At 65.5% G+C, this 22,331-nt stretch carries 17 protein-coding genes and 2 tRNA genes; 7 read left to right on the plus strand and 12 right to left on the minus strand.

Going from position 1 to position 22,331, the window contains the following annotated elements; all coding sequences use genetic code 11:
* Positions 1 to 3: 3 nt before the first annotated feature.
* The 6 genes from lptF to rsmA all read left to right on the plus strand — a co-directional run bounded on the left by lptF (position 4) and on the right by rsmA (position 7,449).
* On the plus strand, positions 4 to 1,119 hold the full coding sequence (gene lptF / locus EG244_RS14345) for an LPS export ABC transporter permease LptF (protein ID WP_124965680.1): 1,116 nt from the start codon (positions 4 to 6) through the stop codon (positions 1,117 to 1,119).
* Positions 1,116 to 2,213: an LPS export ABC transporter permease LptG gene (gene lptG, locus EG244_RS14350; protein ID WP_124965681.1), complete on the plus strand. Its 1,098-nt coding sequence runs from the start codon at positions 1,116 to 1,118 to the stop codon at positions 2,211 to 2,213. Before lptF ends, lptG begins: the two co-directional genes overlap by 4 nt.
* Entirely contained in the window at positions 2,213 to 4,345 is a 2,133-nt protein-coding gene (locus tag EG244_RS14355) for an LPS-assembly protein LptD (protein ID WP_124965682.1), read from the plus strand. Before lptG ends, EG244_RS14355 begins: the two co-directional genes overlap by 1 nt.
* Before the next feature lie 66 nt (positions 4,346 to 4,411).
* The gene (locus EG244_RS14360; RefSeq protein ID WP_158617316.1) at positions 4,412 to 5,608 is read left to right on the plus strand and encodes a peptidylprolyl isomerase; all 1,197 of its coding nucleotides are present in this window, start codon (positions 4,412 to 4,414) and stop codon (positions 5,606 to 5,608) included.
* Between the two features lie 3 nt (positions 5,609 to 5,611).
* Positions 5,612 to 6,595, plus strand: coding sequence for a 4-hydroxythreonine-4-phosphate dehydrogenase PdxA (pdxA, locus tag EG244_RS14365; protein ID WP_124965684.1), 984 nt, complete (start codon positions 5,612 to 5,614; stop codon positions 6,593 to 6,595).
* Between the two features lie 14 nt (positions 6,596 to 6,609).
* Positions 6,610 to 7,449, plus strand: coding sequence for a 16S rRNA (adenine(1518)-N(6)/adenine(1519)-N(6))-dimethyltransferase RsmA (gene rsmA / locus EG244_RS14370; RefSeq protein ID WP_124965685.1), 840 nt, complete (start codon positions 6,610 to 6,612; stop codon positions 7,447 to 7,449).
* 222 nt (positions 7,450 to 7,671) lie between these two features.
* Here the strand turns inward: rsmA and EG244_RS14375 are convergent.
* The 6 genes from EG244_RS14375 to recA form a co-directional block, all read right to left on the minus strand.
* Positions 7,672 to 7,748 (minus strand) — tRNA-Met (locus tag EG244_RS14375).
* 92 nt (positions 7,749 to 7,840) lie between these two features.
* Positions 7,841 to 7,917, minus strand: a tRNA-Met gene (locus tag EG244_RS14380).
* 162 nt (positions 7,918 to 8,079) lie between these two features.
* A complete protein-coding gene (fabD, locus tag EG244_RS14385; protein ID WP_124965686.1) occupies positions 8,080 to 9,006 on the minus strand; it encodes an ACP S-malonyltransferase in 927 nt (308 codons plus the stop codon).
* A 5-nt stretch (positions 9,007 to 9,011) separates the two neighbouring features.
* Complete coding sequence (locus EG244_RS14390) at positions 9,012 to 9,302, minus strand: DUF1330 domain-containing protein (RefSeq protein ID WP_124965687.1); 291 nt, start codon at positions 9,300 to 9,302, stop codon at positions 9,012 to 9,014.
* Between the two features lies 1 nt (position 9,303).
* Entirely contained in the window at positions 9,304 to 11,955 is a 2,652-nt protein-coding gene (alaS, locus tag EG244_RS14395; RefSeq protein WP_124965688.1) for an alanine--tRNA ligase, read from the minus strand.
* A gap of 92 nt (positions 11,956 to 12,047) precedes the next feature.
* Positions 12,048 to 13,112: a recombinase RecA gene (gene recA / locus EG244_RS14400; protein ID WP_124965689.1), complete on the minus strand. Its 1,065-nt coding sequence runs from the start codon at positions 13,110 to 13,112 to the stop codon at positions 12,048 to 12,050.
* Positions 13,113 to 13,340: 228 nt separating this feature from the next.
* Between recA and EG244_RS14405 the strand changes: the two genes are divergently transcribed.
* Entirely contained in the window at positions 13,341 to 13,934 is a 594-nt protein-coding gene (locus EG244_RS14405) for a hypothetical protein (protein ID WP_124965690.1), read from the plus strand.
* Here the strand turns inward: EG244_RS14405 and EG244_RS14410 are convergent.
* The 6 genes from EG244_RS14410 to EG244_RS14435 form a co-directional block, all read right to left on the minus strand.
* Positions 13,913 to 16,240 (minus strand): ATP-binding protein, encoded by a 2,328-nt coding sequence (locus EG244_RS14410; protein ID WP_158617317.1) that lies wholly within the window; start codon positions 16,238 to 16,240, stop codon positions 13,913 to 13,915. The two genes, EG244_RS14405 and EG244_RS14410, sit on opposite strands and share 22 nt — an antisense overlap.
* Before the next feature lie 195 nt (positions 16,241 to 16,435).
* Positions 16,436 to 17,602: an RsmB/NOP family class I SAM-dependent RNA methyltransferase gene (locus EG244_RS14415; protein ID WP_124965692.1), complete on the minus strand. Its 1,167-nt coding sequence runs from the start codon at positions 17,600 to 17,602 to the stop codon at positions 16,436 to 16,438.
* A gap of 293 nt (positions 17,603 to 17,895) precedes the next feature.
* Entirely contained in the window at positions 17,896 to 18,642 is a 747-nt protein-coding gene (locus EG244_RS14420; protein ID WP_124965693.1) for an ABC transporter ATP-binding protein, read from the minus strand.
* Positions 18,639 to 19,619 (minus strand): FecCD family ABC transporter permease, encoded by a 981-nt coding sequence (locus tag EG244_RS14425; protein WP_124965694.1) that lies wholly within the window; start codon positions 19,617 to 19,619, stop codon positions 18,639 to 18,641. The genes EG244_RS14420 and EG244_RS14425 overlap by 4 nt, the downstream gene beginning before the upstream one ends.
* Positions 19,616 to 20,434: an ABC transporter substrate-binding protein gene (locus EG244_RS14430; RefSeq protein ID WP_233589021.1), complete on the minus strand. Its 819-nt coding sequence runs from the start codon at positions 20,432 to 20,434 to the stop codon at positions 19,616 to 19,618. Before EG244_RS14430 ends, EG244_RS14425 begins: the two co-directional genes overlap by 4 nt.
* A 15-nt stretch (positions 20,435 to 20,449) precedes the next feature.
* A complete protein-coding gene (locus EG244_RS14435; RefSeq protein WP_124965695.1) occupies positions 20,450 to 22,291 on the minus strand; it encodes a TonB-dependent receptor plug domain-containing protein in 1,842 nt (613 codons plus the stop codon).
* Between the last annotated feature and the right edge of the window lie 40 nt (positions 22,292 to 22,331).

A 22,331-nucleotide genomic window follows, 5' to 3' on the forward strand; every position in this document is an offset into this window, starting at 1 on the left:
GCTTTGTCCCGATTCGACAGATATCTGCTGTCACAGTTTCTGATGCTGTTCGGGTTCTTCGCATTGATCCTGGTGGCGGTCTATTGGGTGAACCGGGCGGTCTCGCTGTTTGACCGGCTGATCGGGGACGGACAATCCGCGCTGGTCTTTCTGGAGATGACCGCGCTGACCCTGCCCAATGTGATCCGCATGGTGCTGCCGGTCGCGGCCTTTGCGGCTTCGGCCTATGTCACCAACCGTCTGAGCCGTGAATCGGAACTCGTGGTCATGCAGGCGACCGGGTTTTCCTCGTTTCGGCTGGCGCGGCCGGTGTTTTATTTCGGGCTGATCGTGGCGCTGATCATGATGGTGCTGGTCAATGTCCTGGTTCCCGCCAGCCGTCAGGCGCTGAGCGAGCGTCAGGCGGCGATCACCGAAAATGTCACCTCGCGGATGCTGCGTCCGGGGGTTTTCCAGTTCCCCGTGGACGGCATCACGCTTTACATCCGCGACATCACCGAGACCGGCGAGCTGCGCGATATCTATCTCTCCGACGCCCGCAACCCCGAGGCGCGGACCTCCTATACCTCAAAGCGCGGCTATCTCTCAAAGAATGTCTCGGGGCCAAAGCTGGTGCTGGTTGAGGGCATGGCGCAGACGCTGAGCTTTGACGGTATGCGGATCTCCATCACCCGCTTTGCCGATTTCACTTATGATCTCGATACGCTTTTCGGGCCAGGGGCGGCGGCGCGGCGCGATGACGGCACGCTTTCAACCTGGGAGCTGCTGACCGCTGATGAAGCGCTGGCGGCTGAGACCGGTCGCAGCCGCTCGCTGCTGATCTGGGAGGGGCATAACCGCCTGGCGCAGCCCTTCCTTGCGACGGCGGCGGCGCTGATCGGCTTTTCGGCCCTGCTGATCGGGGCGTTTTCGCGCTTTGGCCTCTGGCGGCAGCTGCTGGGCGGCTCTGTCGGGCTGGTGGTGGTGCAGATGATCGCCAATAGCGCGGAATCCGTCGGGGTCCGCGATGCGCGGCTCTGGCCGCTGGTCTGGGCGGCACCGCTGATGGGGATCGCGCTCTCTGCCGTTCTTTTGTGGTGGTCGCAGCGGGAAACCCGGCCCCGGAGGGCGCTGACATGACGCTGAGCCTTTATCTGCTGCGGCGCTTTTTCACCTCCTTTCTGCTGGTGGCATCGGTCTTTGCCGGGATCCTGCTGCTGATCGATATGGTCGAGCAGATCCGCAAGCTGGCCGCGATCGAAGAGGCCGGGGTCTGGTCTGCGGCAGAGGTCGCGGCGCTGAACCTCTCCGGCGGGCTTTACCGTATTCTGCCGCTGGTGGCGCTTTTTGGCGCGATCGCGATGTTTCTCAGCCTTGCGCGCAGCTCTGAGCTGGTGGTGATCCGTGCGGCGGGCCGCTCGGCCCTTCGGGCGGTGGCGGCCCCGGTCTTTGGCGCGCTGGTGCTGGGGGTGGTCTGTGTGACACTGCTGAACCCGATGGTCGCCGCGACCGCCCGGGTCTCGGATGAGCTGGTGACCCGGCTTTCGGGCGGCAATCCTTCGGTGCTGTCGGTCAGCCGTGAGGGCCTCTGGCTGCGTCAGGGAAGCGCTGAGGGTCAGGTGGTGATCCGCGCGGACCGCGCCAATCATGACGGCACGCATCTCTACGGCGTCTCCTTCCTGGCTTTTGACATCGAGGGCCTGCCCGTCAGCCGCATCGAGGCGCGTGACGCGCAGCTTCGCCAGGGCTCCTGGCTGCTGAGCGATCTGAAAGAATGGCAGTTCAGCGACGCCAATCCCGAAAAGACCGCCCGCAGCCGGACGAAAGCCGAGCTTGCCACCGATCTCGATGCCGCCAAGATCCGCGAAAGCTTCAGCACACCCGATGTGATTGCGATCTGGGATCTGCCCGAGTTCATCGAAGGTCTTGAACGTGCAGGCTTTTCGGCCCGCAAGCACCAGGTCTGGCTGCAGCGTGAACTGGCGCTGCCGCTGACCCTGGCGGCCATGGTGCTGATTGCCGCGGGCTTTACCATGCACCACACCCGGGGCGGGCGCACCGGGGTGCGGGTCCTGATGGCAGTGCTGGCGGGCTTTGCAGTGTTCTTTTTGCGCAACTTTGCGCAGGTTTTGGGTGAGAATGGCCAGATCCCCGTTGATCTTGCAGCCTGGGCACCGCCCACTGTGGCTGTTCTCGCCGCACTTGGTTTATTGTTGCACCTGGAGGATGGCTGATGCGGCCGGCTTTGCGCAGACTGATCCTTTCGAGCGCGCTGGTCGCGGCCACTGCCCTCAGCACGGCGGCGCAGCAAAGCGATCCCGCCACCCTGGTCGCCGATCAGGTGCAGCTGACCGGCACCAGCACGCTGATTGCCAAAGGCGGCGTGGAGGTGATCCACAAGGGCGCGGTCCTGCGCGCCACTGAGGTGCGTTATGACAGCACCACCGGCGGCCTTGAGATCCTCGGCCCGATCACCCTGACCGAGCCGGACGGCACCGTGGTCCTGGCCAGTGCGGCAGAGCTGTCGGCCGATCTGCGCAATGGCATTTTGCAATCCGCCCGCGTGGTGATGGACCGCCAGCTGCAGCTGGCCGCCAGCGAGATGCAGCGCGTGGAGGGCCGCCACACGGTGCTGAGCCGCGCCGTTGCCTCATCGTGCCAGATCTGCGCCGACAATCCCACGCCGCTTTGGGAGATCCGCGCCCAGCGGATCATCCACGACCAGCTTGAGCGGCAGATCTATTTCGACAATGCGCAGCTGCGGATGTTCGGCGTGCCGGTGGCTTATCTGCCCCACTTCCGGATGCCCGACCCGTCTCTGGACCGCGCGCGCGGTATTCTTTCGCCGCGGCTGATCTCAACCTCGCGGCTCGGCTTCGGGATTGAGGTGCCTTACTTCATCCCGCTCGGGTCTTCGCGGGATCTGACGCTGCTGCCGCTGCTGGCCAGCAAAGATGTGCAGTCGCTGGGGATGCGCTACCGCCAGGCCTTCCGCACCGGTCAGATTGAGCTGAACGGCGCAGCCAGCCGCGATCAGTCGCTGTCGCGGGGCCGGGGCTGGCTGGCCGCGACCGGCAGTTTCACCCTGCCGCGCGGCTTTTATCTGTATTTCTCCGGGCGGGTGGTCAGCGATGACGCCTATCTGCGTGACTACGACCTTTCTGAGGATGACCGCCTCGATTCAACGCTGCAGATCGGCCGGGTGCGCCGCGATGAGCTGATTGAGGCGCGGCTGCGCCACAGCCATTCGATCCGCGAGGGCGAAGCCAATTCCCGCCTGCCCCAGCTGATCGCCGATCTGGACTGGCAGCGCCGCTTTGATGCGCCGGGGATCGGCGGCAAGCTGACCTTCGGGATCAATATTCACAGCCACCGCCGCAGCTCGGATGAAAATATCCTCGGGCGGGATATGTCGCAGGCGCGGCTGAGCCTGCTCTGGCGGCGCGACTGGCTGCTGCCGCAGGGGATCCTCGCAGCGGCAGAGCTTGGCACGGCGGTTGATCTGAACCGGGTGTCCCAGGACAGCAGATACAGCAGCCGGGTCTATACCGCGACCCCGATGATGCGCGCAGAGCTGCGCTGGCCCTGGGCGCGGACCGGCGCAACCGGCATCTCGGATGTCCTTGAGCCGGTGGTGGAAATGGTCTGGTCGCGCCAGCACAATGCGGGCGATATCCCCAATTCCGACAGCGAGCTGGTGGAGTTTGATGAGGGCAACCTCTTTGGCTTCAGCCGCTTCCCCGGCTATGACCGCCGCGAAGGCGGACGGCGCATCAACGCCGGCGTCTCCTGGACGCGGATTTACCCCGGCGGCACCAGCCTGATCGCAAGCGCCGGCCGCGTGTTCCGCTTCTCGGGCTATGATCAGTTCTCGCCGGTCAGCGGGCTGAACGGTGACCGCTCCAGCTGGGTCAGCGCGCTGCATCTGCAAACCGCAAACGGCATCCGCTTTCAGGGCCGTGCCACCTTTGACGACAGCTTCGATCTGTCGCGCGGTGAGTTGCGCATGGGCATTGCGCGGGCGCGCTATGGCCTTGATGCCTCCTGGATCTGGGCGGATGCCGACCCTTCGGAAAACCGCCTTGTCGATACCTCGGAATGGTCGCTCGACGGTCGGGTCAAGCTGGCCTCCAACTGGACGGCGCTGGCATCGGGCCGCTATGACTTTGGCGTCAATGAGGCGACCCGCGCCGGTGTGGGACTTGAATATCTCAACGAATGTCTGAAAGTTGAGATGGCCCTGACCCGGAAATTCTCCGGAACCGCCGCGATCCGGCCTTCGACGAATTTCAGCCTGTCGATGGATCTCTTAGGCTTCGGCGGGCGGCCCTCAGGATCGGCGGCGACGCGCAGCTGCAGCTTCTAGGGGCTGGTATTTGCAGCGCGTATGACGCACATAAGTGACAGAACAGACGGAACGGGACAGATCCTGATGCGCCAGACCTTCACCGCAGCGACCGCCCTCCTGGCCCTGGCCCTTGTCAGCGCGCCGCTGCAACCGGCTGCTGCGCAGTCCTCTCCCTATGCCCCCCGCCTGCTGGTCGATAATAAGGTCATTACCTATTACGAATATGACCAGCGGCTGCGCTTTATGCGCCTGCTGAATGCGCCCGGCGATCCGGCCAAAGAGGCCGAGAAATCGCTGATCGAAGACCGCCTGCGCCTGATCGCGGCGGACCGCATCAAGCTGCGCATCTCGCCAAAGCAGATCGATGACGGCATGGCGGAATTTGCCGGTCGCTTTGAGCTGCCGGTGGATCAGTTTGTGGCGATCCTTGGCCAGAACGGCATTGCGCGCGAGACCTTCCGCGATTTCGTGCACGCGGGCATGGCCTGGCGGGAGCTTGTGGGCGCGAAATTCGGCCCCTCTGCGGTCGCAGCGATCTACGAATCTGATGTCGATCTGGCGCTCTCGACGCTGGCGCTGCGCGGCACCACGCGGGTGCTGCTGTCGGAAATCATTCTGCCCGCTGACAAGCGCGTCACAGCGCAGGATCTTTCGGCCGGGCTGAAGGGCGAGGCCGCCTTTGCCGTCGCCGCACGCAACCAGTCGCTGGGGGAGACCGCGCAGGACGGCGGCCGCACCGACTGGCGCGATGTCGGCACCATGCCCCAGGCGGTGCTCGGGGCGCTGAACGGGCTTCAGCCTGGTCAGGTCTCGCCGCCGGTGCGTCTTTCGGACGGGCGCTATGCGGTTTATCTGCTGCGCAACATTGAGCAAAAAGACAGCGTGACCCCGGCTGCAACCGGTGTGGATTACGCGGTCCTGCGCCTGCCCGGTGCCGGAACCCCGGCCACCGAGGCAACGCTGGCCAGCCTGCAGGCGCGGGTCATGACCTGCACCGATCTCAATGCCTTCGGCGGGGAGCTGACCCGTCAGACGGTGGCGAAATCCGCGCTGCCGGGGGATGTGGCGGGCCGCCTGGCCGGGCTCGATGAAAATGAGATGAGCTTTTATAAGCAGGGCACTGTTCAGGTCGTGCTGATGCATTGCTCAAGCCGGGTGAAAAGCGCCGCAGAGCCGGACCGCAATACCGTGCGCACCCGTCTGGCAGAGCGCCGCATCGGCGGTCAGGCCGATCTTTACATGCAGGAACTGCGCTCCAACGCGCATATCCGCCGTCCCTGAGCCATGGCATTTGCGGCTGAACCGATCGCCCTGACCTGTGGCGAGCCCGCTGGCATCGGCACCGAGCTTGCGATCCGCGCCCGCGCCCTGCTGGCTGCGGATCTGCCCTTCGCCTGGATCGGCGATCCGCGCCATCTGCCGCCGGGCACCCGCTGGCAGGCGCTCGACAGCATGGCAGAGGCGCATGATGTGGCGCCCCATACGCTGCCGGTGCTGCCCCATGAATTCCAGGGCGATGCGGTGCCGGGGGTGCCTGATCCGCGCAATGCGGCGGGCGTGATCTCAGCGATTGAGCGTGCGGTGGCGCTGGCGCAGAGCGGGGCGGCCTCCGCCGTCTGCACGCTGCCCATTCACAAAAAAGCGCTGAAGGACGGGGCGGGGTTTGCCTATCCCGGTCATACCGAGTTTCTGGCCGCCCTTGGCGGCGGTGCCGATGTGGTCATGTGCCTTGCATCAGATGCGCTGAAGGTGGTGCCTGCCACCATTCATATCGCGCTTTCCGAGGTGCCTCAGGCGCTGACACCTGCGCTGCTGGAGACCACGCTGCGCATCACCCATGCCGCCATGATCCGCGATTTCGGCATTGCTGCGCCGCGCATCGCGGTGGCGGGTCTGAACCCCCATGCGGGCGAAGGCGGGGCTATGGGGCGCGAAGAACTGGACTGGATGGCCGCGCTGATCGCGAAGCTGAAGCGCGAGGGGCTGGACCTGAAAGGCCCGCTTCCGGCCGATACGATGTTTCATGCCCGGGCGCGTGCGGGCTATGATGTGGCGGTCTGCGCCTATCACGATCAGGCGCTGATCCCGATCAAGACCCTGGCTTTTGATGAGGGCGTCAATGTGACGCTGGGCCTGCCGTTCATTCGCACCTCGCCGGACCATGGTACGGCGTTTGACATTGCCGGCAAAGGCATTGCAGAACCAGGCTCCCTGATCGCGGCATTGCGCATGGCCTGGAAGATGGCCGGTGCCGCCCGGCGGGGCTGAGGAAAGGATATCCCATGGCGGCTCTCGATGGCCTGCCCCCGCTGCGCGAGGTGATTGCCACGCATGAGTTGGTGGCGAAGAAACAACTTGGGCAGAACTTCCTGCTCGACCTGAACCTGACGGCAAGGATCGCCCGCGCGGCCGGCGATCTGAAGGGTTGTGACGTGCTGGAAGTGGGCCCCGGCCCTGGTGGTCTGACCCGTGGTCTGCTGGCCGAGGGGGCGCGCAAGGTGCTGGCGGTGGAAAAAGATCCCCGCTGCATCCCGGCTCTGGAAGAGATTGCGGCGCATTATCCCGGACGTCTGGATTATATCCTTGGCGACGCGCTTGAGGTTAATGTGCTGGAGCATCTGCAGGCCCCGGTGCGGATCTGCGCCAACCTGCCCTATAACGTCGGCACCGAGCTTCTGGTGCGCTGGCTGACCCCGAAGGTCTGGCCGCCGTTCTGGCAGAGCCTGACCCTGATGTTCCAGCGCGAAGTGGCCGAACGGATCGTGGCGAAGCCCGGCTCGAGCCATTACGGCCGTCTGGCGATTCTGGCGCAGTGGCGCACCGATGCGCGCATTGTGCTGTCGCTGCCGCCTGAGGCCTTTTCGCCGCCGCCCAAGGTGCATTCGGCCGTGGTGCATCTGACCGCGCTGCCGGAGCCGCGTTTTCCGGCCGATCCGAAGGTGCTGGAGCGGGTGACCGCCGTGGCCTTTAACCAACGCCGCAAGATGCTGCGCTCGGCGCTGAAGAGCATTGGGCCGGATATTGAGGACCGGCTGCGTGCGGCGGGGATTGAGCCCACGAAGCGCGCCGAGGAGATCCCGCTGGAGGGCTTTTGCGCCCTTGCCCGCGAAATGGCCAAATGAGAGTAACCCCCGCTGCGGCGGGGGTTTTTATTTGGATTTTGCGCGGGCGGGCGGCCGGGGCGGCGCTTTGCGCCGCGGCCTCCGGCGGGAGTATTTTGAAAAAGCCAAAGCCGGGGGGCTGCGCCTTTTCAGAGGCGTTGCGGCGGATATGGGGGGCGGTTTGCGGGACTGCAAAAAGCCCGGGCTTTTGGGCTCGGGCTGCTGTCGGCAAAGGGGGAAGGATGGTGGCGGGGGGGGGACTCGAACCCCCGACCCCATGATTATGAGTCATGTGCTCTAACCAACTGAGCTACCCAGCCACTTGCCTGCTTCCTAGCGGTCGCAGGCGAGACCTTCAAGCGGAAAATCCGCACCACATCTTTTGGTTATTCAGGTTGCCCCGAAGAAGATGTGGTGGCGAGGGGGGGACTCGAACCCCCGACCCCATGATTATGAGTCATGTGCTCTAACCAACTGAGCTACCTAGCCGATGGGCGCTTTCTAGCTTCAGGAGGTGAGAGCCACAAGAGGAAAAAGCGACCATTTTCCAAGCACCTGCAGTTTTTTCTGTCGCAGCACATGCGCGGGGTAAAAATGAAACCACCGGCAGGGGGCGGCCCTGCCGGTGGTTTCTGCCGGATGTGGGAGCGATCAGCCGCGCAGGGTGGCGAGATCGTCCGGAGTGCCGAAATTGCGCTGTGCGCTCTCTTTTGAGATGCGTTTGACCATGCCGGAGAGTGCCTTGCCGGCGCCGATTTCCCAGAATTCGGTGACGCCCTGAGCGGCCATCCAGAGGACGGATTCGCGCCAGCGCACCGAGCCGGTCACCTGCTCGATCAGGAGCTGGCGGATCAGGTCGGGGTCGGTCACGGCCTCGGCGCGGACGTTGGCGACCAGCGGCACTTTCGGGGCCTTGATGGTGACGCCTGCAAGGGCCTCGGCCATTTTATCGGCGGCGGGCTGCATCAGCGCGCAGTGGAAAGGCGCCGAGACCGGCAGCAGCATCGCGCGTTTGACGCCCTTTGCTTTTGCGATCTCCACCGCGCGTTCGATCGCGGCTTTATGGCCGGATATCACCACCTGCGAGGGATCGTTGTCATTGGCGGCCTGGGCCACTTCGCCCTGAGCGGCCTCAGAGGCGATCTCGGTGGCAAGGGCGAAGTCAGCGCCGAGAAGGGCGGCCATGGCGCCGACGCCGACCGGGACGGCAGCCTGCATGGCCTCACCGCGCAGGCGCAGCAGGCGGGCGGTGTCGGAGAGGCTGAGCGCCCCGGCGGCGGCCAGCGCCGAATATTCGCCAAGGCTGTGGCCTGCGACGAAGGCCGCATCGGTGATGCTGACGCCTTCTGTTTCCATGGCACGCAGGGCGGCCAGAGAGGTGGCCATCAGCGCGGGCTGGGCATTGGCGGTGAGCGTCAGGACCTCCTGCTCGCCCTCCCAGATCAGCGCGGAGAGCTTTTGCCCGAGCGCCTCATCGACCTCGTCGAAGACGGCTTTCGCGGCGGGATAAGCCTCAGCCAGGGCTTTGCCCATGCCGATGCTTTGGGCGCCCTGCCCCGGAAAAATGAATGCTTTCATGGGTTTCACTCTGCAAGTTCAACCACGACCAGATCGCGCTCTGAGGCGCCCCGGGCATGATTGAGTGCTTCCTGATATTCGGGTGAATGGTAGCAGGCCACCGCCGCATCGAGCGAGGGGAACTGCGCCACCACATTGCGCGGCCGATCCCGGCCTTCGAGCTGGTGATAGCGACCAGCCCGGGCCAGGAATTTGCCCCCGTGAAGCGCAATCGCAGGACCCGCGAGGGCGGCATACTTCGAGTAAGCTTCCGTATCGGTCACTTCGACATGTGCAATCCAGAGGGCTGCCGGCATGTTACACCTTTGCGAGAATGGCCTCGGCTGCGGCAATCGCAGCTTCGGCGTTGTCAGCACTGGCCCCACCGGCCTGCGCCATATCCGGACGGCCACCGCCGCCTTTGCCACCAAGCGCCTCAGCCGCTGCCTTCACCAGCGTCACAGCCGAAAGACGTTCTGTCAGATCGGCGGTCACACCTGCAGCCACAGCCGCTTTGCCGCCCGCATCCGCGATCAGCAGCACCGCGCCCGAGCCGAGGCGGGTCTTGGCTTCATCGATCAGCGCCGGAAGGTCTTTGCCCGAAACACCCGAGAGGGTCTGAGCGAGGAACTTCACGCCATTGATCTCTTTGGCTTCCGGGCCATTGCCCGAGCCGCCGCCCATGGCGAGTTCGCGGCGCAGCTGCGCCACTTCGTTCTGCAGCGCCCGGCGCTCATCCGAGAGAGCTTTGACACGCTCAGCCAGCTCTGCTGCCGGGGCTTTCAGAACGGCAGCGGCTTCCGTCAGACGGGCTGCCTGCTCGCGCAGATAGTCGAGGGCGGCCTGACCGGTCAGCGCCTCAAAGCGGCGCACGCCGGCCGAAGAGGCCGAATCGCCCAGAGCCACGAAAGCGCCGATATCGCCGGTGCGGGTGACATGGGTGCCGCCGCAGAGCTCAAGGCTGTAGGTCGCAGCATCCGCGCCCTTGCCCGAGCCCTCTTTGCGGCCCATCGAGACCACGCGGACCTCGTCGCCGTATTTCTCACCAAAGAGCGCCTGAGCCCCGATGGCGCGCGCGTCGTCCGGCGTCATGATACGGGTCTCAACCGGGGTGTTTTGGCGGATATAGGCGTTCACCTCGGCCTCAACGGCGGAGAGTTCCTCTGCGCTCAGGGCCTTGGCATGGCTGAAGTCAAAGCGCAGGCGGTCTTCGGCGTTCAGCGAGCCCTTCTGCGCGACGTGATCGCCAAGCGCGAGGCGCAGGGCTTCGTGCAGCAGGTGGGTGGCCGAATGGTTGGCGCGAATGGCCGAACGGCGGGCGTGACCGACGGTCAGGGTGACGCCCTGCCCGCGCTCAAGACGGCCCTCGGTGACTTCGGCAACATGGATGAAGACGCCGGCCGATTTTTTGGTCTCGGTGATGCGGGCCACACCCGTCGCCGAACGGATCTCACCGGTGTCACCGACCTGACCGCCCGATTCCCCATAGAAAGGGGTCTGGTTGACGATGATCTGGACCTTGCCGTCAGCCGAGGTCACTTCCGCACCCTCGCTGACCAGGGCGGTGATCTGCGCCTCAGCGGTCTCGGTGTCATAGCCGAGGAATTCGGTGGTGCCGTTTTTCTCAGCCAGCTCGAACCAGATGGCGGCGTCCTTGGCCTCACCGGTGCCCGACCAGGCGGCGCGGGCTTTGGCTTTCTGCTCGGCCATGGCCGAATCAAAGCCTGCGGTTTCCACCGCACGGCCCTTTTCGCGCAGAGCGTCTTCCGTCAGATCGAGCGGGAAGCCAAACGTGTCGTAGAGTTTAAAGGCGGTGGCGCCAGGCAGCGGTGCGCCCTCGTCCAGACCCTCAAGCTCTGCGTCCAGCAACTTCAGACCGCGATCAAGGGTCTGTTTGAAGCGGGTTTCCTCCAGCTTCAGCGATTCCTCGATCAGCGCCTGGGCGCGGCCCAGCTCGGGATAAGCACCGCCCATTTCGCGCACCAGCGCCGGCACCAGCTTATACATCACCGGGTCTTTCGCCCCGAGGATATGGGCGTGGCGCATGGCGCGGCGCATGATACGGCGCAGCACATAACCACGGCCTTCGTTCGAGGGCATGACGCCATCGGCCAGCAGGAAAGAGGTCGAGCGCAGGTGGTCCGCGATCACGCGGTGGTGCACATTGCCCTGATCGACATCGCCATTGGTGACATTGGCCGAAGCCTCAATCAGCGCGCGCATGAGGTCAGTGTCGTAGTTGTCGTGCTTGCCCTGCAGCAGCGCGCCGATCCGCTCCAGCCCCATGCCGGTGTCGATCGACTGCATCTCCAGATCAATCATCGAGCCGTCTTCAAACTGCTCATTTTGCATGAAGACGTTGTTCCAGATCTCGATGAACCGGTCGCCGTCTTCATCCGGGCTGCCCGGAGGGCCGCCGGGGATATGCTCGCCGTGGTCAAAGAAGATCTCGGTGCAGGGGCCGCAGGGACCGGTCGGCCCCATCTGCCAGAAGTTATCCTTGGTCGCGATGCGGATGATGCGGTCATCCGACAGGCCAGCGACCTTTTTCCAGATCTTCGCCGCTTCGTCATCGGTGTGATAGACCGTGACCAGCAGCTTATCCTTCGGGATATCGAAGTCTTTGGTCAGCAGTTCCCAGGCGAAATTGATCGCGCCCTCTTTGAAGTAATCGCCAAAGGAGAAGTTCCCCAGCATTTCAAAGAAGGTGTGGTGACGCGCGGTATAGCCGACGTTGTCGAGGTCATTGTGTTTGCCGCCCGCGCGCACACATTTCTGCGCCGAGGTGGCCCGCACATAGTCGCGTTTCTCAACACCGGTGAAGCAGTTCTTAAACTGCACCATACCGGAGTTGGTGAACATCAGCGTCGGGTCATTGCGCGGAACCAGCGGTGAGGACGGCACAACCTGGTGCCCGTTACGCGCGAAGAAATCAAGAAAGGTGGAACGGATATCGTTCAGCGAGGGCATTTGGGCGGGGCCTCCTGGCAAGTACTTGCCCCCCGTTTAACGCTGGCTGCGGGGGCTGTCCACTGTGACAACCCCCGCAACCGTTTTCAGGCTTATTCCGTGAGGTCTTCTTCCGTCGGCGGCACCGAGAAATCGAGACCATTGGCCGAGCGGATCTTCCCCTCAACATCGGCAGCAACCGAGGGGTTCGAGCGCAGGAAGTTCTTTGCGTTCTCACGACCCTGGCCAATACGCTCATCGCCATAGCTGTACCAGGAGCCGGATTTCTCAATCACGCCCGCTTTGACACCCAGATCCAGCAGTTCCCCGGTTTTCGAGATGCCTTCGCCATACATGATGTCGAATTCAACCTCCCGGAAAGGCGGCGCCACCTTGTTCTTCACCACTTTCACGCGGGTCGAGTTGCCGACGACTTCATCGCGGTCCTTGATCGCACCGGTGCGGCGGATATCCAGACGAACAGAGGCGTAGAACTTCAGCGCATTGCCGCCCGTCGTGGTCTCGGGGTTGCCGAACATCACGCCGATTTTCATACGGATCTGGTTGATAAAGATCACCATGCAGTTCGACTTACCGATCGAGCCGGTCAGTTTGCGCATTGCCTGGCTCATCAGACGGGCCTGGCTGCCCATCTGCATATCGCCCATATCACCCTCAATCTCCGACTTCGGGGTCAGCGCCGCCACCGAGTCCACGATCACCAGGCTCACCGCGCCCGAGCGCACCAGGGTGTCGACGATTTCAAGCGCCTGCTCACCGGTGTCGGGCTGCGAGATCAGGAGTTCATTCAGATCGACGCCCAGCTTTTTGGCATAGCCCGGATCGAGCGCATGTTCGGCGTCAACAAAGGCAACCACGCCGCCTTTTTTCTGCTCTTCCGCCGCCACATGCAGCGTCAGAGTGGTCTTACCCGAGCTTTCCGGCCCGTAAATCTCAATGATACGGCCCTTCGGCAGACCGCCAATCCCAAGCGCGATATCAAGGCCCAGCGAACCCGTCGACGTCGCCTCGATCTGCGCCACAGGATTATTGGTCCCAAGCTTCATGATCGAGCCCTTGCCGAACTGTCGCTCAATCTGCGCCAGTGCGCTTTCCAGTGCCTTGCTCTTGTCCATGTCCCGTTTCCCGCCGAAGTCCAGAAGGGCTGCGCCCGCCATCATACTTCCCCTTATCCCACAGGCGCCCCAACACGGCAATCACCCGTTTGTTTCACTTTTGTTCGCATGAAATTGGGGGCGTAACAAGAACATTCAAGATGCCCCGGGCCGGATGTTGCCAATAATTGCTTAATGAAGCCTTACTGCCGCAGGGCGGACACGCAGGGGCCGCAATCTCTCCGCTTTCCCTGTGTATCCGGTTGTGCGGCGATCACTGAGGGAGCCATCATGCTGATTTTCTGGGACCAGAAACTGGTCTGCCTTGCCACGCCGAAAACCGGCACCACGGCGCTTGCGGCCGCCCTTGAGGCGCGGGCAACGATCTCGATGCAGCGGCCTCCGGTGGTGAAACATACCACCTCACAGCGCTATCACCGCTTCATTGCGCCCTATCTGCGCGCCGCCTCCGGCGAGGAGTTCACCACGGTCGCTCTGATGCGCGAGCCGGTTGACTGGCTGGCAAGCTGGTACCGCTTTCGGCTGCGCGAGGATCTGGAGGGCGGGCCGAATTCCACCAAGGGCCTCAGCTTTGATGCCTTCGTCCGCGGCTGGTGCAGCGATCCGCAGCCCGAATTCGCCCGTGTGGGCTCTCAGGCACGGTTTCTTGCGCCGCCGGGAAAACCGCGGGTCGATCAGATCTTTCGCTATGAAGACATGCCGCGCTATGTGGCCTTTCTGGAAGCGCGGCTGAACTGTCGCCTCGATCTTCCAAAACTGAACGTCTCTCCCCCCGCCGAGGTCACGCTTTCACCTGAGGCGCGCGCTCTGCTGCGCAGCCATATGGCTGCGGATTTCGCGCTTTATGAAAGCCTGTCTTCCTGATCCGACAGCGCCGCACCCACCGCGACGTTCAGATCGGCCAGGGAGAAGGGTTTGGCGAGGAAATTCACCCTGGGCATATCGGCGAGCACATCAAAGAAGGTCTCCGCCGCATAGCCCGAGATAAAGATCACCGGCACCTCGGGGCGCTGCTCGCGGGCAATGCGGACCCAGGCGGGACCTTCCAGCCCCTGCATGATGACATCGCTGATGAACAGCCGCACATCCAGCGCAGGATCGCTCAGCAGCTCAAGGGCGTCCTGGCCATCCTCCGCCTCCATCACCGTATAGCCGCGCAGCCGCAGCGCCCGCGCTGCAAAGGCCCGGACCGGGGCCTCATCTTCCACCAGAAGGATCACCCCTTCGCGCACCAGTGGCAGGCTGGCCTGCGGACGGATCTGCGGCGTCACCGGAATGTCGATCGTTTCCCGGTCATGGATCGGCAGATAGACGCTGAACTCTGCGCCACCAGAGGCTGCGTTCTGCACGAAAATGAAACCGCCTGACTGTTTGACGATGCCGTAGGCGGTCGACAGGCCAAGGCCGGTGCCCTCTCCTGCGGGTTTGGTGGTGAAGAAAGGCTCAAAGATTTTCTCCAGCGCCTGCGGTGAGATACCCGGGCCCTCGTCTGAAACGGTCAGCACCGCATAGGCCCCCGCCGGAAGGCTGACCTCGCCCATGGGGCGCGCAAACTCAAAGTCAGCCCGCGCACTGCGGATGCGGATTTCGCCCTCTGCCCGCATGGCGTCGCGGGCATTGACCACGAGGTTCATCAAAACCTGCTCAAGCTGGCGACGATCGGCGCGGATCAGGGTGGGACCATGCTCATGGCTCACATCAAGGCGGATTTTTTCTCCCACCAGGCGCGACAGAAGCTGCGTCATATCCCGCACAACATCCTGCAGATAAAGATATTCCGCATGAAGGGTCTGCTTGCGCGAAAAGGCCAGAAGCTGGCTGACCAGCCCCGCGGCGCGATTGGCATTCTGCCGGATCTGCGACAGATCCGCATATTCCGGATCGAGCGCATCATGATTGAGCAGCAACAAGTCACAATGGCCCGAAATCGCCGTCAGCAGATTGTTGAAATCATGCGCGACGCCGCCCGCAAGCTGGCCAACCAGCTGCATTTTCTGGCTTTGGGTGAACTGCGCCTGCAGCGAGCGTATCTCGGTTGCATCGACCAGAAGCGCCAGCAGACCATTGCGCGCAGCCTCCCCCCAGGGCCGCAGGGTCAGGCGCACAAAGCTGTCGGGGCTGCTGGCGCGCAACAGGCGCAGCGTCTCTGTTCGGGCGGGCGCACGGTGGGCGGCCACATCGGCGATCCAGTCGCGCAAAGGCCGACCCGGCCCGTCCAGAAGCGCCGAGGCATTGATCTCTTCGCCCGGCGTCAGCCGCAGCATCTGCTGCGCCTCGGTATTTGAGGCCAGAATGGTCCCGTCAGAGCCCAGCCGCAGCAGCGCCAGCGGCAGATCTTCGAGGCCCTGCAGCGAAGCGATGGCCGGAAGGCTGCTGAGCGGCAGAAAATAGATCTCACGCCGCTCAGCCGCGCCATCGACCTCTATCATCACCGCCTGCACCGGCCCGGAGATGGCATTCAGCGCGATAATCCCGCCGCTGCCGACCGATGGGCCAGGGATCAGCTCTTCGAGCGTGCGGGGCCGTCCGCCCGTCAGATCACGCAGCGCTTTATTGGCATAAAGCACCGCCCCGCTGCGCCCGGCCATCAGCATCGGCAGGCTGATCCCCTCAGAGCCGCGGGCAAGACTGCTGCGCTCAAGAAAAAGATCAAACCGCCACAGAAGCGCTGAGCGGCGACAGCGGATGACCTGCAGGCGCAGCACTCCGGCGCGGGTCACCACATCCTCGCCCGTCACCCCCTCCGCCAGCGCCCGCGCCGACAGGCGCCGGATCACCGCAGAAGGATGCGCCGCATAATCGGTCAGCGCCGCGCTGAGCTGCGGGGTGTCGGTAAAGGGATAGCGGCTTCGGGCGGCGGCATTCAGCCAGATCACCTCGCCGCCCGTGTCGGTCAGAAAAGCGGCAGCGCTGTCAAACTCATAGACCGCGCTGATGCGCCGCAACAGCACCCCCCGGCTAAGGCTGCGCAGCAGCGCAGAGACCCCCGCCACCAGCCCGCTGAGCAAAAGCCCCGCACCCACCGCCGCCGCCAGCCACGAGAGCGGCAGTTGCATCGCCCCCGCCAGAAGCCCCAGCACCAAAAGGCCCGCCGCACACAGCAGGGACCAGCGCAGGCCATGGTGCGGCGCCGCAGGCGGCAGCACCGGGGGCGGGGCAGAAGATCGCACGGCAACTCCTTTCAGAACTGCCGTCAGCATCTCAGCCGCTGGTTAATATGTGCTTAACTCAGTCCGCATTGCGGCTGACGGGCGCGTGACGCGGAGGAACCGCCACAGCCCTCAGGCCCCCCAGGCCGGAGGCCGGACCGCAAAGCCCGGATCAAAGACGCTGTTCCGGCTTTGCGATGATCTCCGCGACCGGGGTCAGGCGCGCTGCAAAAGCGCCATATAGAAGCCGTCGCCGCCCTCGGCAGGCGTCAGGCGCAGCTCGTGCAGCAGGCGATACCCGGGGTTCGCCGCGAGGAAAGCCGCAATCTGCGCGCCGTTCTCAGCTTCCAGCAGCGAGCAGGTCGCATAGGCCAGCCGTCCACCCGGGGCCACATGCGCAGCTGCGGAGGCCAGCACTTCGGCCTGCAGCGCCGTAAGCCGCGCAAGGCCCGCCGCATCCAGACGCCAGCGCGCCTCGGGCTGGCGGCGCCATGCGCCCGAACCGGAACAGGGCGCATCGGCCAGAACCAGATCGTAATCGCCCGAGAGAGCCGCCGTTTCGACCAGAGTGATCTCAGCCCGCGCGCGCTCGGCCCGGGCAGGAAGATCGCTCATCCGCGCGAAGGAAATGTCATGCGCGTCGATCTGCAGATTTGCCAGCGCCGCCATCGCCAGCGATTTGCCCCCTCCCCCGGCGCAGAAATCGAGCACTCTTTGCCCGTCTGCCAGATCAAGCGCCGCAACCACCGCCTGGGAGGCCACATCCTGCAGCTCTACCACACCGTTCAGATAGGCCTCTGAACGGGCGATCTTTTTCGCGCCGGAAATCACTTCAAGCGCGGTTGCGGCCAGCGGATGCGGCCGGGTCTCAATCTCTTCGGCCGCCAGAATGCGGCGCGCGCCTTCAAGGTCTGACAGACGCAGGTTCACCCGCAGAAAAACCGCGGCGCGCGACTGCATGATGCCCATCACTTCGTCAAAACCCGCCCCAAGCGCCTCCCGGAGTTGCGGGGCAATCCAGTCCGCGCAGTCCAGCGCCTCAAGCCCCTCAGGGGCGCGCGCGGTCTCTGCATCGGTGACCGGAGCGGGGGCATGGCCCTGCCCGTTGAAAAGCGCCGCCTCATCGCCGCCCTGCGCCCGGATCAGACCCAGCATCAGCGCACGGCCCGAGGTGGCCTCCGGCCAGCGCCCGCCACCAAGCGCCGAGGCCGAGCGGATGCGGCGCAGCGCGTCAAAGACGTGATCGCGCACGGCCGAGCGGTCGCCGGATCCGGCAAAACGGCTGTTTCTCGCCCAGTTCACCAGTGCTTTTTCAGCAGGCTCCCCCGCGAGGATACGGTCGAGAACCGCAATGGCGGCGGCAGTACGGGCACCGGGGGTCATAATCTTCTCCTTTGGGCGGGCGCGAAAATGCCTGATAGCAGAAGCCCCGCCTGCCCGCAAACCGCCGCTCCGCGCGCTGAGGCCTGGCGCTGCGGGGGACCCTGATCCGGCGCTCCGATGCTCCCGGGGTGGGGTGCGGACTTTGCACGAAACAGGGCTTTGGGTCTTATGCTTAATTCAGCGCCACGTGGTCCGGGGGACTATCGCAGCGTCGCGGAGCGGCGGCTGCGACAGGCAACGCGCAGGTGAACCCTCCCCCACGCGCGCCCACACAGGCTGCGCCCAAAGCTCCCTCAGGTCAGCGCGATGGGCGCCAGCAGCGGCAGCCCGCCCGCCTCCCCGCGCCAGACGCGCAGGCCAAAGACCTGATCGAGCAGGCTGTCGCTCAGCACCTCTGCGGGGGGACCGTCGGCCACCAGACGCCCCTCCTGCAGCACCAGAACCCGGGTGCAGAACCGCGCCGCCAGCCCCAGATCATGGACCGAGGCCACCACGGCCCGCCCCTCGCGCGCGAGATCGGCAAAGACCTGCATGGTGGAGATCTGCCGCGCCGGATCAAGACCCGCGCCCGGCTCATCGGCCAGCAGCAGCGGCGTCTCCTGGGCCAGCAGCCTTGCGATCAGCGCGCGGGCGAGCTCGCCCCCCGACAGCCGGTCCGCCGGGCGGTCGGCCAGCGCCTCCAGCTCCATCCGGGTGAGGGCTGCGGCCACGGCGCGGTGATCGTCAGAGCGCGCGGCCCCCGTCCAGGGCAGACGGCCAAGGGCCACCAGATCGCGCACCGCCATGGGCCAGGCCAGATCCCGGGCCTGGGGCAGAAAAGCGGCCCTGCGGGCCCGCGCCTCAGCGGAGATCTGCGCCAGCGAGGAACGTCCCTCATGCGGCAAAAGCCCCTGGAGCGCGCGCAAAAGCGTGGTTTTGCCCGCGCCATTTGGCCCCAGAAGCCCCAGAAATTCCCCCGGACGCAGGGTGAAGCTGATGTCACTCAGCACCCGCTCGCCCTGACGGGTCAGCGACAGAGCCTCCACCTCAAGCGCGGTCATTGCGTGGCCTTTCTCAGGCTGAGGATCATATGGATGAAAAAGGGCGCGCCGATCAGCGCGGTCAGAACGCCGAGCTTCAGATCGCGCTCGGGCAGGATCAGCCGGGTGGCCAGATCCGCCGCCAGGATCACCGCCGCCCCGCCAAGCGCCGAGGGCAGCAGCAGCGCCGAGGGCCGCCCCCCCGTGGCGCGGCGCAGAAGATGCGGCACCACCAGGCCCACAAAGCCGATCCCCCCCGCCACTGAGGTCGCCGCCCCCGCCAGCGCCGCCACGCCAAAGACCACCCGCCGCCGCAGCCCCTCAGGCGAGATGCCGAGACTGCGGGCGACATCTTCGCCAAGGCTCAGCGCATCAAGCCCCCGCCCGGCCCCCGCCAGCGCCAGCGCGCCTGCCGCCATCACCGGGGCCGCCAGCCAGACATGCTCCATCGAGCGGTCCGCCAGCGAGCCCATGAGCCAGAAAATGATCTCAGAGGCCGCAAAGGGATTGGGCGAGAGGTTCAGCACCAGCGACATCAGCGCCCCCGCCAGCGCCGAAAGCGCCACCCCCGCAAGGATCACCGTCAGCGTGCCGCCGCGCGGGCCTGACAGCACAAACAAAAGCACCACCGCCAGCGCCGCCCCCGCCAGCGCCGCCAGCGGCAGCGCGGGCGCAAAAGCCGCCACCAGCCCGCTTTGCAGCGCCAGAACCGCCCCGAGAGAGGCCATGGGCGAGACGCCGATCAACCCCGGCTCCGCAAGGGGGTTGCGCAGCCAGCCCTGCATGGCCGCCCCCGCCAGCCCCAGCGAGGCCCCGGTCAGCAGCCCAAGGATCGCGCGCGGCAGGCGGATTTCGCGCATGACCAGCACCGTGGCCTCGCCCTCCCCGCGCAAAAGCGCCGAAAGCGCCTCAAGGGGCCCGAAGGCCGCAGGCCCGATCAAAAGAGAGGCGACAAAAAGCAGCGCCACCAGGGCCGCCAGGGAAAGCGTCAGCTTCATTGCGGCATCGCCTCTTTCAGATCACCAATAGCATGAAGGATCTGCGGCAGCCCGCAGACCCAGTCGGCGTCCCGCATCTTAAAGCCTGCCGTGTCGCGCCGCAGCGCCGCAAGGGCCGGATGGACCAGCAGATCTTCTGCCCGCGAGGCTCCGGGCCAGGGCGCTGAGGAGAGGATCAGATCCGGGCGCTCCATCACCAGACGCTCCAGCGGCAGATAGCCGCCGCCCGCGATCCCGGCCCGCGCGGCCAGATTGCGCAGCCCCGCCGCCCGCAGCACCTCATCGCTCAGCGTGCCCGAGCCGGAGGTATAGCCCCCCGCCTCCCAGACCGCGGCGCTGCGCCCGGTCTCAGGCCCGCGCAGAGCGGCGAGATTGCGGGTGAAGGCATTGGCCATGACCTCGCCCTCAGAGGTGCGGCCCAGAAGGGCCGCCAGTTCGCGGATCGCCGGGGCGATCTCTTCAAGGCGCTGCGCAGGGGCCAGCTCCACCACCTCAACCCCGAGGCGGCGCAGCAGCGACACCGTCTCGCGCCGCGTCCAGCTTGAGGCCAGCACCAGATCCGGGCGCAGCGCGAAGACCTCCTCTGCGCCGCCGCGGTTCAGCTGATAGCCCCGCGCCGCTTCCGGCATCACCGAAGAGCGCGGATCCGCCGCCAGCCAGGAGACCGAGACCAGCTGCCCCGGCGCCGCCAGCAGCATGGCCAGCTGATCCGTGCACAGATTGACCGAGACCACGCGCTGCGGCGCCGCCTCAGAGGCCGCAGGCCAAAGCGCCAGCACCAGGGCAAGGGCGCGCAGAAAACGGATGTGCCGCATGATCCCCCCTCCCCCTCAGAACCGGGTGCTCAGACCCAGATAGATCCCGCGCCCCGGCGTGCCATAGCCCGCCACGGTCTGATACTGCCGGTCAAACAGGTTTTCGACCCGCAGGCTCAGCCGCGTCTCATCCGTCAGCGCATAGCCCAGCCCGGCCGAGGCCAGCGCATAGCTGCCCATCCGCTGGCCGCTGTCTTCCGGACGCCCCGCCACCGCGCGCAGATCGGCGTTCACGGAAAGCGCCGGGGTAAGCGCGGCCGTCAGCCCCAGCGAGAGCGTGTGACGCGGCACCCGGCCAGGGCGCGCGCCCTGCGGGTCGCGGGCCTCGGTATAGCTATAGGCCATCTGCAGCTCTGAGCTTTGCGAAAGCGCCAGGGCGGCCGAAAGCTCCAGCCCCTCGCGGCGGCTGCGGCCCGGCGCATTCAGATAGCCCGCCTGCGGCCCGGTGATCGCCGGATCAAAGGGGGCGTTCACATCCCAGATGATCGCATTGTCACTGTCGAGCCGGAAGAGCGTCAGCCCGAGGCTGCCCCCCGCGCGGCGCAGATCAAACCCCAGCTCATAAGAGCGGCTCGTCTCGGGCGTCAGGCCAGGATTGGGCAGCACCCATTCATCGCCGTAAAGCTGATACAGCGAAGGCGAAAGAAAGCCGCTCGCCACCACACCGCGCAGCGTCAGCGCATCTGAAGCGGCAAAGGCAAAGGCCAGCCGCCCCGTGGTATGGCCGCCATAGCGCGAATGCGCGTCGCGCCGCAGCCCTGCCGTCAGATCAAGGCCCGCAATCGGCGACCAGAGCGCCTGGCCCCAAAGCGCCTGACTGCGGGTCTCATCCGAGGCCGCAACCCCGCCAAAACCGGCGGTCTCGCGACCCGCCTCCAGCCCGTAGACAAGGCTTAAGCCCTCGTGCAGGGGGCTCACCGCCTGCCAGTTGAAGCTGCGCCGCGTGGCGAAATTGCTGCCCGACTGAGAGAGCTTGCGGTCGATGTCATAGGCCCCAAGCTCAAAGCGATGCGCGGTCTGCCCGGCCTCAAGCTCTGCAAACAGGCTCGCGCCATGCTCGCGCCGCAGCGAGCGGTCGGGGGCATTCATGCCCACCGTGGAATCATTGTCATGCGCAAAGCGCATCTTCTGCACGAACCCCGAAGCCCCGAGCCGCAGGCTCTCTGAGACCGCATAGCGCGTCGAGAACGACAGCCGGTTGGTCTCAAAGCCATCGGCTTCGGCCCCCGGGCTGCGGGGCAGCGTGTCCATGGCGGAAAAGCCCGCGCTGCGCCGGTGCGAGAGGTGAAACACCGTCTCCATCTCTCCCTCACGCCAGGCGCTGGAATAGCGCAGCGCGCGGGTGCCGCGCGAGCCCGCCTCAGCCGCAAGGGTCTGGCGGTGGCCCTCGGCCTCTGCGCCGCGGGTGGTGATATGGATCACGCCCCCCATGGCCTGCGAGCCCCAGAGCGCGCCCTGCGCACCGCGCAGCACCTCTACCCGGCCGATATCGGCGGTGCTCAGCGCGCCGAAGTCAAACTCACCGCCGATGCCCGAAGGGTCATTGACCTTCACCCCATCGACAAAGACCGCGATATGGCGCGGATCGGCGCCACGGATGCGCAGGGCGGCATGGGTGCCCTCCGGCCCGCTCTGGCTGGCGCTGAGGCCCGGCAGCCGCGCGAGATAATCCACCAGCTGAATATCCCCCGCCCGCGCCAGCTCCTCGCCGGTGATGACCGAGACGGAGACACCACTGCGCGAAACCTCACGCGGGGTGCGCGCTGCGGTGAGGGTGATCTCGCTGAGATAGACATCCTCTGCGGCGGCCGTGCCTGCCAGCAGAGCGGCGAGAAGGAAAAAGCCCTCACGTTTCATAACCCGAACCCTGTGCCGACCTGAGCGCCACGCGGACCCT

This window comes from Falsigemmobacter faecalis (assembly GCF_003863335.1).
Classification (GTDB): Bacteria; Pseudomonadota; Alphaproteobacteria; order Rhodobacterales; family Rhodobacteraceae; genus Wagnerdoeblera; species Wagnerdoeblera faecalis.

Excerpts from the sequence above, each read along its gene's own strand:
- lptG (WP_124965681.1), top strand. The coding sequence starts at position 1,116 with ATGACGCTGAGCCTTTATCTGCTGCGGCGCTTTTTCACCTCCTTTCTG.
- EG244_RS14355 (WP_124965682.1), top strand. The coding sequence starts at position 2,213 with ATGCGGCCGGCTTTGCGCAGACTGATCCTTTCGAGCGCGCTGGTCGCG.
- EG244_RS14360 (WP_158617316.1), top strand. The coding sequence starts at position 4,412 with ATGCGCCAGACCTTCACCGCAGCGACCGCCCTCCTGGCCCTGGCCCTT.
- pdxA (WP_124965684.1), top strand. The coding sequence starts at position 5,612 with ATGGCATTTGCGGCTGAACCGATCGCCCTGACCTGTGGCGAGCCCGCT.
- rsmA (WP_124965685.1), top strand. The coding sequence starts at position 6,610 with ATGGCGGCTCTCGATGGCCTGCCCCCGCTGCGCGAGGTGATTGCCACG.
- fabD (WP_124965686.1), bottom strand. The coding sequence starts at position 9,006 with ATGAAAGCATTCATTTTTCCGGGGCAGGGCGCCCAAAGCATCGGCATG.
- EG244_RS14390 (WP_124965687.1), bottom strand. The coding sequence starts at position 9,302 with ATGCCGGCAGCCCTCTGGATTGCACATGTCGAAGTGACCGATACGGAA.
- alaS (WP_124965688.1), bottom strand. The coding sequence starts at position 11,955 with ATGCCCTCGCTGAACGATATCCGTTCCACCTTTCTTGATTTCTTCGCG.
- recA (WP_124965689.1), bottom strand. The coding sequence starts at position 13,112 with ATGGCGGGCGCAGCCCTTCTGGACTTCGGCGGGAAACGGGACATGGAC.
- EG244_RS14405 (WP_124965690.1), top strand. The coding sequence starts at position 13,341 with ATGCTGATTTTCTGGGACCAGAAACTGGTCTGCCTTGCCACGCCGAAA.
- EG244_RS14415 (WP_124965692.1), bottom strand. The coding sequence starts at position 17,602 with ATGACCCCCGGTGCCCGTACTGCCGCCGCCATTGCGGTTCTCGACCGT.
- EG244_RS14420 (WP_124965693.1), bottom strand. The coding sequence starts at position 18,642 with ATGACCGCGCTTGAGGTGGAGGCTCTGTCGCTGACCCGTCAGGGCGAG.
- EG244_RS14425 (WP_124965694.1), bottom strand. The coding sequence starts at position 19,619 with ATGAAGCTGACGCTTTCCCTGGCGGCCCTGGTGGCGCTGCTTTTTGTC.
- EG244_RS14430 (WP_233589021.1), bottom strand. The coding sequence starts at position 20,434 with ATGCGGCACATCCGTTTTCTGCGCGCCCTTGCCCTGGTGCTGGCGCTT.
- EG244_RS14435 (WP_124965695.1), bottom strand. The coding sequence starts at position 22,291 with ATGAAACGTGAGGGCTTTTTCCTTCTCGCCGCTCTGCTGGCAGGCACG.